14 protein-coding genes are annotated in these 16,012 nt (G+C 63.4%); 2 read left to right on the plus strand and 12 right to left on the minus strand.

Annotation, left to right across the window (positions count from 1 at the left end):
• Window positions 1-62 precede the first annotated feature (62 nt).
• Window positions 63-317, plus strand: coding sequence for a mechanosensitive ion channel family protein (locus FLQ03_RS03290; RefSeq protein WP_206210843.1), 255 nt, complete (start codon window positions 63-65; stop codon window positions 315-317).
• Window positions 318-396: 79 nt separating this feature from the next.
• Complete coding sequence (locus FLQ03_RS03295) at window positions 397-1,173, plus strand: hypothetical protein (protein ID WP_144372892.1); 777 nt, start codon at window positions 397-399, stop codon at window positions 1,171-1,173.
• Between the two features lie 95 nt (window positions 1,174-1,268).
• Here FLQ03_RS03295 and FLQ03_RS03300 read toward each other — a convergent pair whose 3' ends face one another.
• From FLQ03_RS03300 to FLQ03_RS03355, 12 genes are all read right to left on the minus strand, one after another.
• The gene (locus FLQ03_RS03300; RefSeq protein WP_144372893.1) at window positions 1,269-4,397 is read right to left on the minus strand and encodes an efflux RND transporter permease subunit; all 3,129 of its coding nucleotides are present in this window, start codon (window positions 4,395-4,397) and stop codon (window positions 1,269-1,271) included.
• Window positions 4,398-4,410: 13 nt separating this feature from the next.
• Window positions 4,411-5,532, minus strand: coding sequence for an efflux RND transporter periplasmic adaptor subunit (locus FLQ03_RS03305; RefSeq protein WP_144372894.1), 1,122 nt, complete (start codon window positions 5,530-5,532; stop codon window positions 4,411-4,413).
• 61 nt (window positions 5,533-5,593) lie between these two features.
• Entirely contained in the window at window positions 5,594-6,856 is a 1,263-nt protein-coding gene (gene mltA / locus FLQ03_RS03310) for a murein transglycosylase A (RefSeq protein WP_144372895.1), read from the minus strand.
• A 159-nt stretch (window positions 6,857-7,015) separates the two neighbouring features.
• Window positions 7,016-7,546 carry a glutathione peroxidase gene (locus FLQ03_RS03315; protein ID WP_144372896.1) on the minus strand — a complete coding sequence of 177 codons (531 nt, stop codon included), beginning with the start codon at window positions 7,544-7,546 and terminating at the stop codon, window positions 7,016-7,018.
• Window positions 7,547-7,652: 106 nt separating this feature from the next.
• Window positions 7,653-8,015 (minus strand): thioredoxin, encoded by a 363-nt coding sequence (gene trxA / locus FLQ03_RS03320; RefSeq protein ID WP_144372897.1) that lies wholly within the window; start codon window positions 8,013-8,015, stop codon window positions 7,653-7,655.
• A gap of 320 nt (window positions 8,016-8,335) precedes the next feature.
• Complete coding sequence (locus tag FLQ03_RS03325; protein ID WP_144372898.1) at window positions 8,336-9,283, minus strand: class I SAM-dependent methyltransferase; 948 nt, start codon at window positions 9,281-9,283, stop codon at window positions 8,336-8,338.
• Between the two features lie 80 nt (window positions 9,284-9,363).
• Window positions 9,364-9,891 carry a pantetheine-phosphate adenylyltransferase gene (coaD, locus tag FLQ03_RS03330; RefSeq protein WP_144372899.1) on the minus strand — a complete coding sequence of 176 codons (528 nt, stop codon included), beginning with the start codon at window positions 9,889-9,891 and terminating at the stop codon, window positions 9,364-9,366.
• 114 nt (window positions 9,892-10,005) lie between these two features.
• Entirely contained in the window at window positions 10,006-10,980 is a 975-nt protein-coding gene (locus tag FLQ03_RS03335) for a peptide ABC transporter ATP-binding protein (RefSeq protein ID WP_144372901.1), read from the minus strand.
• A complete protein-coding gene (locus FLQ03_RS03340) occupies window positions 10,977-11,951 on the minus strand; it encodes an ABC transporter ATP-binding protein (protein WP_144372903.1) in 975 nt (324 codons plus the stop codon). The genes FLQ03_RS03335 and FLQ03_RS03340 overlap by 4 nt, the downstream gene beginning before the upstream one ends.
• Window positions 11,952-11,960: 9 nt before the next feature.
• Window positions 11,961-12,884, minus strand: coding sequence for an ABC transporter permease subunit (locus FLQ03_RS03345; RefSeq protein WP_144372905.1), 924 nt, complete (start codon window positions 12,882-12,884; stop codon window positions 11,961-11,963).
• A gap of 12 nt (window positions 12,885-12,896) precedes the next feature.
• A complete protein-coding gene (locus FLQ03_RS03350) occupies window positions 12,897-13,925 on the minus strand; it encodes an ABC transporter permease subunit (protein ID WP_144372907.1) in 1,029 nt (342 codons plus the stop codon).
• A 327-nt stretch (window positions 13,926-14,252) separates the two neighbouring features.
• Window positions 14,253-15,845: an ABC transporter substrate-binding protein gene (locus FLQ03_RS03355; RefSeq protein WP_144372909.1), complete on the minus strand. Its 1,593-nt coding sequence runs from the start codon at window positions 15,843-15,845 to the stop codon at window positions 14,253-14,255.
• Between the last annotated feature and the right edge of the window lie 167 nt (window positions 15,846-16,012).

The following is a 16,012-nucleotide window of genomic DNA, read 5'->3' on the forward strand; positions in this document are numbered from 1 at the left end:
CAAACGGTCCGCATGGGATAGATCTGCCCGGGGATTGGGGTAGCTCGACCTGCAGCTGATTTGTGCAACAAAGCCCTGCCGTGGCGGCACTGAAGGCGCACATCAGCGGTGTACCCAATGTGCTGGCCGATCCGGGTGTCGAGGTGGAAATCCTCGAGTTCAACCTGGTCGGCCCGGTACTGGCCGTCCGTCCGTACTGCCATAACGACCACTACTGGCAGGTGTACTTCGACACCAACAAGGCCATTCGCGACACGCTAGGCAGCCAGGACTTCCCGGCACCGATGCCAGCCCAGGTGGTCTACGTCAAACAGTAAGCCCCCGTCGCCGGCCTGCCCCGCAGGCCGGCTTTGCAAGCCGGCGCTTTACACGCAAAATGGCAATAAACTGATTGCCATGCTCATGCGCTACCCGACACTGCTCCCGCTTTCCCTCATCATCCTGCTTGGCCTGGCTGGCTGCGCCAGCAACAAGGCCCGCGAAGAAGCCGACCGCGCCCGCGTGCAGCTGTCTGCCGACGGCAAACGCCTGATCTACAACGGCAAGATCAAGGCGGCCACCGTCGACGAGGCGCTGGCGCTGTACAAGGCGGCCAACCCCAAACCCGACACGCTGGACATCTCCAGCCAGGGCGGCAGCCTGTACGACGGCATCCGCCTGGGCACCCTGGTATACAAGCAACAGCTGGACGTGCGCATTTTTGGCGAGTGCGCGTCTTCGTGCGCTAACTACATTTTCCCTGCCGGCAAGCGCAAGTTCCTGCTGCCCAACAGCCGCCTGCTGTGGCACGGCGGCATGCTGCAACCGGACTGGCACGCGCGCATCGATAAGCTCTACGCCAAGCCGGACGAGAAACTGGCGGCGCTGGAAGATCACGAATGGATGCTGCAGCGCGAAGCGGCTTACTTCCGCATGATCGGTGTCGACCCGCTGCTGACGGTGTGCGGCCAACATGAAGCCTTGCGCGAGGCGCACCCGGACACGCACGGTTTCGATTACACGCTGGAAGATCTGGCCCGTTTTGGCGTGACCCAGGTGCAGACCGTGGGCCGCCCGTGGCGCCCCAGCGGTGACGACGGCAAGATCTTCCGCGCCAGCTACTGCACGTCGGCGCCGGCACAAACCCAGCAGTTACTGAAGAACGCCAGCAAGTATTCGTCCGAAGACGACTGATAGCGCCTTGGCGGCAGGGGTTGGCCGCAGGCACACAGCACAAGGCCCGGCTGCTATCGCAGCCGGGCCTTGTGTCATGCGGGCACCCTGCGTCCTCAGTCGTGCGCCTGCGCTACCTGCTGCCCGCTCAGTCTGGCCAGCAAGCGGCGGATACGGCTGCGCAGCCCGTCCATACAGGTGTACACCACCGGCACCACGATCAGCGTCAGCACCGTCGAGGTAATCATGCCGCCGATGATGGCGTGCGCCATCGGCCGCTGCGTCTCCGACCCGGCACCGCTGGCCAGCGCCAGCGGCAGCATGCCGAAAATCATCGCCAGGCTGGTCATCATGATCGGGCGCAGCCGCACGCGGCCCGCCTCCACGATAGCGTCCAGCCGCGACATGCCCTCGCGCCGGCTCTGGTTGATGAAGTCCACCAGCAGAATGCCGTTTTTCGACGCCAGACCCATCAGCATGATGATGCCGATCACCGAGAACATATTCAGCGTGGAGCCGAACGCCAACAGCGCCACGAACACGCCGACAAAGGCCAGCGGCAGCGCCACCATGATGGTGATGGGCAGGGTGAAGCTGCGGAACTGCGCTGCCAGAATCATGTAGATGAAGATCACCCCCATCGCCAGCGCCTGCACCGCGTAGCCCAGCGACTCCTGCATGTCCTGGCGCTCGCCCTGCTGCGACAGCACCACGCCCGGCGGCAACTTCAGCTGCTTCAGTAGCTTGTCCACGTCGGCAAACACCTCGCCCGAACTGCGGCCGCTGATATTGGCGGTAATGCTGATCTCGCGCATCAGGTCGGTGCGCTCGATCTGGCGCGGGCTGGTGGCCGGGCTGATCGCCGCCACCTGCGACAGCGGCACCATCTGCGCCTCGCCACCGTCGGCGCGCTTGCCCGGTACCGTCAGCACGTCCAGCAGCTCGGCGGCGCGTTCGTCACGCGGAACCTGCAGCCGCACGCTGTAGTTTTCGCCGTCCGGTGCCTCCCAGGTGGTGGCGGTACTGCCACCCAGCAGCACCGACAGCGTAGTGCCAACGCGGGCCAGGTCCACCCCCAGGTTGGCCGCAGCATCGCGTTGCAGCTGCACGTTCAGCGCCGGGTCGGCGTCGCTCAGGCTGGACGCCACGTCGCTGACGCCTTTCACCTGGCGCAGCGCGGCCATCAGCTGGTCGGTCGCCTGCTGCAGCTGCTGCAAGTCGCTGCCACGCACGCCCAGGTTCACCGGCTTGCCCGGCGGGCCGTGCTGGCCGGTTTCCTCCACCGAGTCCACCTCGATGCCGGCTACCTGCAATGCGGCCTGGCGGGCCAGCGGCATCAGCGTGAACAGCGTACGCTCGCGCTGCTGCTTGTCGCCCACATTGATGCTCAGCCGGGCCTCGTTGCGACCGGCGCCAAAGCTGCCGCCGCCGATCTTGCTGTCGATGGTTTTCACTTCCGGCATCACGGCACGGATGCGGGCCTCCACCTCGCGCGCCTTGGCCTCGGTGTAGTCCAGCGAGGAGCCGGCCGCGGTTTTGAAGGTCAGCCGGAACTCGCCCTTGTCGGCCGCCGGCATGAATTCGCCACCGATGACCGGCACCAGCATGAAGCTGCCCACCGTCATTGCCAGTGCGCTGGCCACCACCGTTTTGCGGTGCCCCAGCGCCCAGCGGATGGCGCCCACGTAGCGTTCGGCCAGCCGGTCCAGCGACGCCTCGAACCAGTCCAGCAGGCGACCGACCGGGCCGCGGTGCTTGTCGCCGTGGTGATGCGGGTCGTGCCAGATCGACGACAGCATCGGGTCCAGCGTAAACGACACCAGCAGCGAGATCAGCACCGCCACCGTCACGGCCAGGCCGAACTGGTGGAAGAACTTGCCGATGATGCCGCCCATGAAGCCCACCGGCAGGAACACCGCCACGATGGTCAGCGTGGTGGCCAGCACCGCTAGGCCGATCTCGTTGGTGCCGTCCAGCGCCGCCTGGAAGTGGGTCTTGCCCAGGTTGGCGTGGCGCACGATGTTCTCGCGCACCACGATGGCGTCGTCGATCAGCAGGCCCACCGATAGCGACAGTGCCATCAGCGTCATCATATTGAGGGTGAAGCCCATCGCCTGGATGGCAAACAGGGTGCCGATCATCGAAATCGGCAGCGTCAGCCCGGTAATCACCGTACTGCGCCAGCTGCCCAGGAACAGGAACACGATCAGCACCGTCAGCACGGCGCCTTCGATCAGCGTTTTTTGTACTTCGTGCAGCGAACCCTTCACGTCTTCCGACTTGTCGTACGTGAGCCGCAACTCGGTGCCGGCCGGCGCCTGACTGCGGTATTCGTCGATGATGCGTTTGACGCCCTCGGCCACTTTCACCACATTGGCGCCACGCGCGGCGCGGATGTCCAGCCCCACCCCCGGCTTGCCGTCGATCAGCGTCACGCTGTTGCGCTCAGCTTCACTGTCTTCTACCGTGGCCAGGTCAGACAGGCGGATGTCGCGGCCGTCCCGGCTGGCAATCACCAGGTTGCGGAAGTCATCTATCGTCTTGAGCTTGCCGGCCACGCGCACCGCCAGTTCGTTACTCTGGGTGCTGACCTGGCCCGCCGGGTAGTCACGGTTGGCCGCCGCAATAGCGTCCGATACCTCGCTTACCGACAGTCCCAGCGCCTCCAGCCGGTACGGGTCCAGATTGACACGCACTTCGCGCTTGCTGCTGCCCACCAGCTTCACCTCGCCCACGCCGGCCACCGTCTGCAAACGCTTCTTCAGCACGTTGTCGGCCCAGGTGGACAGCTCGCGCTGGCTGCTCTGCGCAGAGCTGAGCGTGTACGACATCAACGGGTCGTCGTTGGGGTTCATCTGCGAAATGGTGGGGGTATCCACCTCGCGCCGCAGGCTGCCCTGCACCGCGCCCACCTTGTCGCGCACTTCCTGCAAGCCCTGCGCGGCGTCAGTGGACAGTTCGAACTCCACCACCACCACCGAGCTGCCTTCAAACGAATAGGAGCGGATGTGCTTGACGCCGTTGATGGTATTCACCGCTTCTTCGATGGGGCGGGTGACGTCACTTTCCACCACCTCGGGCGACGCGCCCTGATAGCTGGTGGAAACCACGGCCACCGGGAAGCGGATATCGGGAAACTCCTCCACCGGCAGATTGCGCCAGGCAAACAGGCCCAGCACCGTCAGCAACAGCATCAGTACGGCGGCGAAGTACGGGTTTTGCACACTGACACGGGTCAGCCACATAGCGGGTTACTCCTCAAGGCTTGGGCAGGGTGACGGCGTCACCCGGCTTCATGCCCAGCAAGGCCGCGGCCAACACGGTCTGGCCAGCGGCCACCCCCTGTACCGCGAAGCGGCGGTCGGTATCGGAACGCAGCACCACCGTCACCGGCTGCTTCACCAGTTTGCCGTTCTGCACCAGCAGCAGCCACGGGTTGGCGCTGTCGGCCTGCTGCACCGCGGCCTGCGGCACGGCGATGGCGTCGGTCACTTCGCGCAGCACGATGCCGCCCTTGGCAAACTGGCCGGCTTTCAGGCGGCCGTCGGCGTTGGCCACGCGGATGTAGGCATTGAAGGTACGGGTAGCGCTGGCAGCAACCGGGTTGATGCGTACCAGCTCGCCACGGAACTCGCCGTCCTGGCCTTCCACCTGGAAGCGGGCTTGCTGGCCGGGCTGCAAGCGCGACACCAGCCGCGCCGGAATGCTGGCACTGCCTTCCAGTACCGACAGATCGGCAATGGCGAACAGCTTCTGGTTCTTGCTGGCCTGCTCACCCGGCTGGGTACGGCGGGCGTACACGGTACCGGCCATCGGCGCGCGTACTTCGGTTTCGCCCAGGCTCTTCCTGGCGCGGGCCAGCTGACTACGGCGAGCGGCCAACTCGCCTTCGCGGATCTGGTAGTCGTTTTCGATTTCATCGAACGCCAGCTTGGAGATGAAGCCCTGCTGGTACAGCTCGCGCTGCTTGTCGCGCTTGAGACGCGCCAGCTTCAGCCGCGCTTCGTCGTTGGTCAGCTGGGCCTGCATTTCCAGCACGTTCTGGCGCAAAGCTTCGCCGTCGATGCGCGCCAGCAGCTGGCCTTTCTGTACCGTTTCGCCCTCGCGCACCAGCACCTCCAGCACGCGGCCTTCGGCCTCGGCGGCCACTTCGGCGCTGTTGAGCGGGTTCAGCGTGGCGGTGAACGGCAGCAGCTCGGCCACCGCGCTCACCTTGGTCAGCAGCAGGTCCGCCGGCGCCAGGGCGCGGCTGGGCGCGGCGGCGGCCGGGCTGCTGGCCGACGCGGCAGCGTCAGCATTCTTGTTGCTGCAGGCAGTAATGCCCAGCGCGGTCGCGGCCAGCAAGGCCAGCCACAGCGGGGCGCGATGCAATGTATGCATGGCAGGTTCGTCCTTGGTCTGGCGCGGCCAACTGTGCCGCGCCGGCGTCAGTCAATCGGTATCAGGGGTTGGCCTGCGGCTGCAGGCCACGCGGCCACAGCAGCCACAAGCGGCCGCTTTGTTTCATGCGGCCGGCGTACAGCCCGGCTTCGGTGCCGAAGCCGAAGAAAAAGTCGGCGCGTACGCCGCCACGAATGGCGCCGCCGGTGTCCTGGGCGTTCACCAGGCGGTTCAGCGGCTTGGCCGGGCCGTCGAGCGGCCAAGTGGTAGACAGGTACACCGGCGCGCCCAGCGGAATGTAGCGCGGGTCAACCGCAATGCTGTACCCGCCCAGCAGCGGCACGCCCAGCGCGCCCAGCGGGCCGTTGTCGTCGGCCGGCAGCGTTTTGAAAAACACGTAGCTGGGGTTGGCGTTGAACAGCTCGTCCTTGCGCCCAGGGTTGGCCGCAATCCATTCCTTGATGCTTTGCATCGACACATCCGACAGCTTCATCTGGCCGTTATCCACCAGCCAGCGGCCGATGGACTTGTAGCCGTGGCCGTTCTGCTCGGCGTAACCGGCCCGCAGATAGCGGCCGTCTTCCAGCTGGATACGGCCGGAGCCCTGCACCTGCAGGAAGAACAGCTCGGTATCGTTTTCCACCCAGGCCAGTACCGGCGCGGTGTTGACGCCCTTGCCGGCGTTGATCTCGGCGCGGGTGTAGTACGGGCGCAGCCGGCCCTGCTCGATGCGGCCTTTCAGCGCGCGGGTGCGGCTATCGATGACGAATTCTTTCGGGTACACCAGCAGCTCGCCGGCATCGGCGCGGGTCTTGCCCGGCACCACTTGCAGGCGGTTGCCGCCAGCGGGCTTGGCCACCACCACCTCGGCACCCAGCTGAGCCGCGCTGGCGTCCAGCACACGCAAGTCGGCCGGCACGCCGTATACCGGGTACGGCGTCTGCGCCGACTGTTGCACGCCGCCAGCCAGCAGCGGCTCGAAGTAACCGGTGATCAGGCCGCTGTCCTTGCCCTGCTCGCTGATTTGCCACGGCGTAAAGCGGGTTTCGTAAAAGCGGGTCACCGTCGGCAGGTTGGCCGCGTCCAGGCTGGCGGCTTCGGCACAGATGTCTTTCCACGCCGGGCGGCCCTGCAGGGTACGGCAGCTGATGCGCAGGCCTTCCAGGCTCTGGGACGCCATGCTGTTGCCCCAATCGGGCAGGTCGCTGAAACGGGCTTGCTGATAGCGCACGTTGCTGCTGGCGGAGGAACCCGATGGTGGCGACACGGTGGAACAGGCGGCCAGCAACAGCAGTGCCGACAGGGGCAGGAAAGTCTTGAGCATGGTGGTATGTGGGTGCGACGACGCCGCAATGCATGGTAAGGATGGTAGCCGGCTGACAATGGCAAAACCGGCAAGTTCAGATGGTACTGAACCGCCGGTCAGGTAGGCAAATGACAGTTGGCTGACTGTGGCAGCTTCTGCCCTGTTATCCAGGCAAGGCTAGCGCGGCAGGGCGGCGCCGACGGCCTTCAGGAACTCGGCCGAATCGGGCCGCGTCAAGGAGCTGAAGGCGGTGACGGTCTTGCCGTCGGCCGAAATCACATACTTATAGAAATTCCACTTCGGCGTGGTGCCGCTGGCCTCGGCCAGCGCTTGGTAAAACGGATGAGCGTCGCTGCCGCGCACTTTTACCCGGCTGGACATCGGAAAGCTGACACCGTAATTGCTCTGGCAGAAGCTGGCCACGTCGGCATCTTTGTCCAGCTCCTGGTTGAAGTCGTCACTGGGGAAGCCCACCACCACCAGGCCTTTGGCGCGGTAATCCTGCCACAGCTTTTGCAGGGTTTTGTACTGCGGGGTAAAGCCGCATTCGCTGGCGGTATTCACCACCACTACCGCCTTGCCGCTGTACTCGCACAGGTTGAGCTTGCCGCCCATCAGTGCCGGCACCTGGTGATTCAGCAACGGCGGACAGGCCGCCACCGCCGCCAGCGGCGCCGCCCACAGCAGGGCAAACAGGGTTCGCTTCATGATATGACTGTCCTTGTTGATCTCGGGTCTGGCTGACACGGCGCCATGTTGGCCGCATCAGGCTCAGACCCGCTGCGGCGGTGCAGGTTCGCGCCGCCACCGGTGCTCAGTCTTGCTGCGCGGCGATCTCGGCGCGCACTTTGTCCATGTCCAGGTCGCGGATGGCCTGGATCAGCTGCTCGAACTGGCCGGCCATCATGGCACCCGCCTGGTGGAACACCACGATGCCGTCTTTCAGCGCCATCAGCGTGGGGATGGAACGGATCTGGAAATGCGCGGCCAGTTCGCGCTCGGCTTCGGTGTCGATCTTGGCGAACACGATGTCCGGGTGCTTCTGCGCTGCCGCCTCGAACACCGGGCCGAACATCTTGCACGGGCCGCACCAGTCGGCCCAGAAGTCCAGCATCACGATGCCTTCACGCTCGGCGTAGTCGTTGAAGGTATCGGCGGTAAGGTTGATATGGCTCATGAGGATTTCCTGATCGGTTAAACGACGGCGCTGCCGTCCATAGCCTGCAAGATGGCTACCTTTGGCGCCGAATACAAGCGCGAAGGGATGGTATTTTTTTATCGAGGTGATAGCGGGCGCTGCGGTGCGACGATGAATGTGCCAGGTTGGCCGCAACGGGTAGGATGGGTGTAGGCACTGACACCGCCACCCATCGATCCATCAACGCACCACGATGGGTTGCGCTGCGCTGCACCCATCCTACGAGCGGCGTTCTTCTGATCAAGTTGGCCGCAACGGTCCATCTGCGGCCAACCTTACCGTGATAGCTAGGCGTAGTATCAGGCGCGGTGGGTAATGCGCCAGCACTGGTGAATTTTCTTGTTGCGGAAGTCTTCCGGCACCGATTGTGCGCTGATGTCGCGCACGGCATAGTCGGCTACCAGTCGTTCATCCAGCGTGAAGCTGCGCAGGTTATTGCTGAAGTACAGCACGCCGTCCGGCGCCAGCAGGCGCATGGCGCCGTCCACCAGTTTCAGCTGGTCGCGCTGCACGTCCAGCTCGTCCATCATCTTCTTGCTGTTGGAAAAGCTGGGCGGGTCCATCACGATCAGGTCGAACTGCTTGCCCGCTACCCAGGCGTCTTCCAGGTACTGGAACACGTCGTCGCGGATCAGCTCATGCTTGGCCAGGTCCAGGCCGTTGAGCTCGAAGTTGCGGCGGCTCCAGGCCTGGTAGGTGTTGGACAGGTCCACCGTCTCGCTGGATACCGCACCGCCGCTGGCGGCGTAGCAGGTAAAGCTGCCGGTGTAGGCAAACAGGTTCAGAAAACGCTTGCCGGCGGCTTCTTCGCGCACGCGGCGGCGGGTGTTGCGGTGGTCGAGAAACAGGCCGGTATCGAGGTAGGCGTCGAGGTTGACCCAGAAGCGCAGGCCTTGCTCTTCCACGATGAAGTCTTCGCCTTCGCGGCCGGTTTTCTCGTACTGGTTTTCGCCTTTCTGGCGGCGGCGGGTTTTCAGCGAGATCTGCCACAGCGGCACACCGGTAACCTCGGTGATCACCTGCTGCACGGCGGCCATCCAGGCCTGGTAGTCGGCGTCTTCGATCTGCCAGCCGGTATCATATTCCTGCAGGTGGATGCGTTCGCCGTACAGGTCGATGATCAGCGGAAACTGCGGCACGTCGCGGTCGTACACACGCCAGGCGTCCAGGCCGTTGCGGCGTGCCCACTTGCTGTAATGCTTGAAGTTCTTGGCCAGGCGGCCGGCAAAGGCCGATACGTCTACCATGTTTTACCTCTCTGAAATGCAGCGCGCCGGAGCGTGTCCGGCGCGACAAAATACGGAATGGCCAGGGTTGGCCGCAGGCCTCAGCCTTGTTGCTGGTAGTAGTTTACCAGCTTGCGGTACACCGGCTCCGGCACGTACTGGCGGATCATCTGTTCCCAGCCATTGGGGCCCATCAGGCCTTTGACCATGGTGGACGATACTTCGGCGTACTCGCGCGGCGGCAGCAGGAAGATGGTGGTGATGTCGGCGTGCAGGTCGGAGTTGATGTAGCGCATGGTGCGCTCGTACTCGTAATCGCTGGCGGTGCGGATGCCGCGAATGATGTAGTTGGCGTCGATGCTTTGCGCGTAGTTCACCAGAAACTGGTTTTCGAACACTTCTACCTTCAGCTTGGAAAAACCGCGCGTCACCGCACGCAGCATGTCCAGCCGCTCGTCCACCGAAAAGGTACAGCGCTTTTCCGGGTTGACGCCGATGGCGACCACCAGTTCGTCGAACAGCTCGACCGCTTCGCGGATCATCCACAGATGACCGTTGGTGACCGGGTCGAAACTACCGGCGTAGACAGCTCGCTTCAATTGGCGCTTTCCTTTGTGGGTATGAGGCATAGCGGAATGTATCCTGCTTGAAGCCGGTGAAACAAGGCATTTATTGCTGCAGTGCAGAAAAAAGCGCCGCAGCGGTGTTTTTCACCACTACGGCGCATTTTAGACCAGCCAGCATCAGGCGTTGATGGTTTCCGCGTGGTGGCAGGCTACCTCACGCCCCAGTACGGTGCGCAGCTCGGGCACGTCCTTGCTGCAACGCTCGCTGGCGTACGGGCAGCGCTTGTGGAAGGCGCAACCGGTAGGCGGGTTAAGCGGGCTGGGCAGCTCGCCCTGGATCTTGATCTTCACGCGGCGGTCTTCTTCGTGAATCGACGGCGTAGCCGACAGCAGCGCTTGCGTGTACGGGTGCAGCGGCTTGTCGTAGATCACTTCCTTGGTGCCCACTTCCACCGCGCGGCCCAGGTACATCACCATCAGGTCGTCAGCCACGTGTTCCACCACCGCCAGGTTGTGCGAGATGAACACGTAGGCGGTCTGGAACTCGTCCTGCAGGTCCATGAACAGGTTCAGCACCTGCGCCTGGATCGACACGTCCAGCGCCGAGGTCGGCTCGTCGGCCACCACGATTTGCGGCTGCAGCATCATGGCGCGCGCGATGGCAATACGCTGGCGCTGGCCGCCGGAGAACATGTGCGGGTAGCGGTAGTAGTGCTCCGGGCGCAGGCCGACGCGCTGCATCATGGCACGCACTTTTTCTTCGCGTTCCTTGGCGTTGAGGGTGGTGTTGATCAGCAGCGGCTCGCCCAGCTGGTCGCCGATTTTCTGGCGCGGGTTCAGCGAGGCGTACGGGTTCTGGAACACCATCTGCACCTTGCTGCGCAGCGCTTTCAGCTCGGCCTTGCTGGCCTTGGCGATATCGACGCCGTCCAGCACCAGCGAACCGGCGGTGGGAGCTTCGATCAGCGTCAGCTGGCGCGCCAGCGTGGACTTGCCGCAGCCGGATTCACCCACCACGGCCAGCGTTTTACCGGCTTTCAGTTCGAACGAGACGCCGTTCAGCGCCTTCACCACGGCCTTGGGTTTCAGAAAGCCCTGCGACACCTCGTAGTGACGGGTCAGATCGCGAGCCTGCATGACGGTCTGGCTCATGAGGCCTCCTTGTCGAACAGCGGGTAGAAGCAGCGCACGGCACCGTGCTGATGCGGGGTAATGGACGGGCGGCTGTCACGACAGGCTTGCTGCACGTGCGGGCAGCGCGGGCTGAGCAGGCAGCCTTTCGGGCGGTCGTACTGGCCGGGCACGATGCCGGGCAGCGTGGACAGGCGGTGTGCGCCTTTGCTGTGCTCGGGAATGGACGACAGCAGCGCCTGGGTGTACGGGTGCACCGGCTGGCGGAACAGCTGCGGCACCACGCCCTCTTCGGCCACCTGGCCGGCGTACATCACCGCCACGCGGTGTGCCACTTCGGCAATCACGGCCAGATCGTGGGTAATCATGATCAGCGCCATATTGCGCTCTTTCTGCAGGTTGACCAGCAGGTCCATGATCTGCGCCTGGATGGTGACGTCCAGCGCGGTGGTGGGTTCGTCAGCGATCAGCAGCTTGGGGTTACAGGCCAGTGCCACGGCGATCATCACGCGCTGGCTCATGCCGCCGGACAGCTGGTGCGGGTAGGCTTCCAGCCGGCTCTTGGGCGCCGGAATCTCCACCAGCTCCATCAGCTCCAGCGCCCGCGCTTTCAGCTCGGCACCGCGCAGCCCCTGGTGCACCTTCAGCACCTCCATGATCTGGTAACCCACGGTGTAGCTGGGGTTCAGCGAGGTCATCGGGTCCTGGAAGATCATGGCGATGTCTTTGCCAACGATCTGGCGACGCGCCTTGGGTGTGATGGTGAGCAGGTCTTTACCGTCAAATTGCAGCTTGTCGGCCACAATGCGGCCCTGCCCTTCCAGCAGGCCCATCATCGCCATCATGGTGACGGATTTGCCGGAGCCGGATTCGCCGACGATGCCGACGATCTCGCCCTGGTTGACGGTGAGGTCCAGGCCTTCCACCGCACGGAACGGGTTGGCCGCATTGCCGAACTCGACCGACAGGTTCTTGATTTCTAGCAGACTCATGATTTCCCCTTACGCAGCGCGCTTCATCTTCGGGTCCAGCGCGTCACGCAGGCCATCACCCATCAGGTTGATCGACAGCACGGCCAGCAGGATGGTGAGGCCAGGCATCAGCACCACCCACCAGGCGCTGGTCATGTAATCGCGGGCGCCGGACAGCATGGTGCCCCACTCCGGCGTCGGCGGCTGTACGCCCATGCCCAGGAAGCCCAAGGCCGAGATTTCCAGAATGGCAGCCGAGAAGCTCATGGTGGCGTGCACGATCAGCGGCGCCATGCAGTTGGGCAGCACGGTGACGAACATCAGGCGCAGCAGGCCGGCGCCCGACACGCGGGCGGCGGTCACGTAGTCGCGGTTCAGCTCGGTCATGGCCGAGGCGCGCGTCAGGCGCACGTAGCCCGGCAGGCCCACCACGGCGATGGCGATCATCGCGTTCACCAAGCCCGGCCCCAGAATGGCCATGATGGCGATGGCCAGCAGCAGCGACGGCAGCGCCATCATGATGTCCATCAGGCGCATGATCAGGCCGCCCATCACCTTGGGGAAAAACGCGGCCAACAGGCCCAGCACCACGCCAGGCAACAGCGACAGCAGCACCGAGATCAGGCTGATCAGCAGCGACATCTGCGCGCCGTAGAACAGGCGCGCCATGATGTCGCGGCCCAGCTCGTCGGTGCCCAGCAGGAACTGGGCGCTACCGCCGGCTACCCACGCCGGCGGCGTCAGCAGGTGGTCGCGGTACTGTTCCAGCGGGTCGTGCGGGGAGATCAGCGGCGCAAACAGCGCACAGAAGATCACGATGGTCATGAACACCAGCCCGGCTACCGCACCCTTGTTCTGGCGGAAGCTCAGCCAGAACTCTTTCAGCGGGGACGGATAGCTCAGCGCCGGATCCTCGTTGGCCGCCACTTGCGGCGAAACATTCACATTAGCCATAGTGCTACCTGCTTATTTGGCGTGACGGATACGCGGGTTGGCGATGCCGTACAGGATGTCGACGATGAAGTTGGTGAGGATCACCAGCGTAGCCACGATCAGGATGCCGTTCTGCACCACCGGGTAGTCGCGGCGGCCGATGGCCTCGATCAGCCACTTGCCGATACCGGGCCACGAGAAGATGGTTTCGGTCAGCACCGCGCCACCCATCAGCGTGCCCACCTGCAGGCCGATCACGGTCAGTACCGGAATCAGCGCATTGCGCAGGGTGTGGATGAAGATCACGCGTGCCGGCGACAGGCCTTTGGCGCGGGCAGTACGGACGTAGTCTTCGCGCAGCACTTCCAGCATCGACGAACGCGTCATCCGTGCGATGGTGGCCAGCGGGATGGTACCCAGCACCACGGTCGGCAGGATCAGGTGCATCACCGCGTCCTTGAAGGCACCGGCGTTGATGTCCGGGTCTGCCACCTGGGCACGCCAAGCGTCAATCAGCATGAAGCCGGTTTGCGGCGCCACGTCAAAAGCCAGGTCGATACGGCCGGATACCGGCGTCCAGCCCAGGTACACAGAGAAGAACATCACCGCCAACAGGCCCCACACGAAAATGGGCATCGAGAAGCCGGTGAGCGACAAGCCCATCACGCCGTGGTCGAAGATGGAGCCGCGCTTGATGGCGGCAATCACCCCGGCCAGCAGCCCGAACACAGTGGCGAACACCAGCGCGCACAGCGCCAGCTCCAGCGTGGCCGGGAACAGGGTGGTGAATTCTTTCCATACGCTTTCCTGGGTCTTGAGCGAGGCGCCCAGGTCACCGTGGAACAGCTTGGACAGGTAATCGAAGTACTGCACGTACAGCGGCTGGTCCAGGCCCAGTCGCTTCATGGCGGCAGCGTGCATGACCGGGTCCAGCGAGCGTTCGCCCACCATGACCTCGATGGGGTCGCCAGGAATCATGCGGATCAGTGCGAACGTAATCAGCGTAATGCCGAAGAAGGTGGGGACGAGTACACCCAGCCTGCGCAGAATGAAGGAAAACATGTTGAATGAGTCTCCCGTGCACGCCCTTGTGGGGCATGACGTGTACAGCCAGAAACGCAGACAAACGGGGAAGTACGACAACAGCAGAAGGGGAAGCGAGGGGTGCCGGGCAGCTTGCAACTGAACCACCCACCTATACCAGCAACAAGGCCGCCACGGCAGAACGCACTTTACGCGCCCCGGCCCTGCCCTGCCTTGATACAGATCAACCCGTCCTAACGCTACCTATCGATAAATTCCCGTTTGCATAAACGGCCAGCCAGTGAGCAAACAAGGAGGCCGAAGCCTCCTTGTCCCAACAGGGGGCCGCAGCCCCGTGCTACCAGCTTACTTGACGCTGACACCCGCGAACGAGTAGTCGCCGAACGGGCTGATCTTGAAGCCGTCCACTTCCTTGCGCATCGGCTGGTTCACAGTCGAGTGGGCAATCGTGGACCACGGCAGGTCTTTCTTGAAGGTTTCCTGGGCTTTCTGGTACAGCGCAGTACGCTCTTTCACGTCGGTGCTCTTACGGGCTTTCAGTACCGCAGCGTCGAAATCCTTGCTGCAGTAGCGCGCGTAGTTGGAACCGCCGATGGCTTCGCAAGTCAGCAGCACGCCCAGGAAGTTATCCGGGCTGGCGTAGTCGCCGGTCCAGCCGATCAGGCCGGTGTCGTGCTCGCCGTTCTTCATGCGCTTCAGGTACTCGCCCCACTCGTAAGTGGTGATCTTGGCTTTCACGCCGATCTTGGCCCAGTCGGCCTGGATCATTTCGGCCATCAGTTTGGCGTTCGGGTTGTACGGACGCTGAACCGGCATCGCCCACAGGGTGATTTCGAAGCCGTTCGGGTAGCCGGCCTTGGCCAGCAGTGCCTTGGCCTTGGCCACGTCTACTGCCGGGTTACGCAGCTTGTTGTTGTACGACCACAGCGAAGCCGGGAACGGGTTGGCCGCTTCCTGGCCCTGGCCTTGGTATACCGCATCGATGATGGCTTTGCGGTTGATGGCCATGTCCAGCGCCTGGCGCACTTCCAGTTTCTTCAGCTGCGGCTTTTCAACGTTGTAAGCCAGGTAGCCGATGTTGAAGCCCGGAGCGGTGGTCACTTTCAGTGCCGGGTCGGACTTCATCGCCGGCAGGTCCTGCGGCTTCGGATAGGACATGATGTGGCACTCGCCAGCCTTCATCTTCTGGGCGCGTACCGAGGCGTCAGTGGTGATGGCGAAAATCAGGTTGTCGACTTTCACATCGCCTTTTTTCCAGTACTGCTTGTTGGCTTTGTAGCGGATCTGCGCGTCTTTCTGGTAGCGCACCAGAATGAACGGGCCGGTACCTACCGGCTGCTGGTTGATCTGGGCAGCTTTGCCTTCTTTGACCAGCTTGTCAGCGTACTCGGCCGACTGGATGGACGCGAACGGCATGGCGATCTTGGCCAGCAGGTCGGCATCCGGGTCTTTCAGGGTGAATTTGACGGTGTTGGCGTCAACTTTCTCTACCTTCACGATATTGCCGTCCAGGCCGGTATCGGAAGCGTACGGGAATTCAACCGGGTAAGCCTTGTTGAACGGGTGGTTCTTGTCGGTCATGCGGCCGAAGGTGAACACCACGTCGTCAGCGGTGAAGTCGCGGCTGGGGGTGAAGTAGTCGGTGGTGTGGAATTTCACGCCCTTGCGCAGCTTGAAGGTGTATTCCTTGCCGTCCGGGGACACGGTCCAGGACTCGGCCAGACCCGGGATGGTCTTGGTGGAGCCTTTTTCGAATTCAACCAGACGGTTGAACATGGCGTGGCCGGCAGCGTCGAAGGTGGAACCACCAGTGTACTGGGCGGAGTCGAAGCCTTCCGGGCTGGCTTCGGAGCAGTAAATCAGTGTGCCGGCTGCGTGAGCGGCGGTGGCAGCGGCGGTCAGGCCGGCTGCAAACAGCAGATGTTTGGCAACTCGCATGGTTTCTCTATTCCCTATTTCTACTTTGATGGAAGTGATGCCTGGGCATCGCACGTCTCGTGATGCAAATGCCGTGCCGGTGTTAGCCCCGGACGTATACATTATGCAACGCACTAGAACGACAACAAGCTCGGCTTGTTATTTTTCACCACAAAGCATGAGCCAGG

Origin of the sequence: Vogesella urethralis, from assembly GCF_007644045.2 — a bacterium.
Lineage (GTDB): Bacteria > Pseudomonadota > Gammaproteobacteria > Burkholderiales > Chromobacteriaceae > Vogesella > Vogesella urethralis.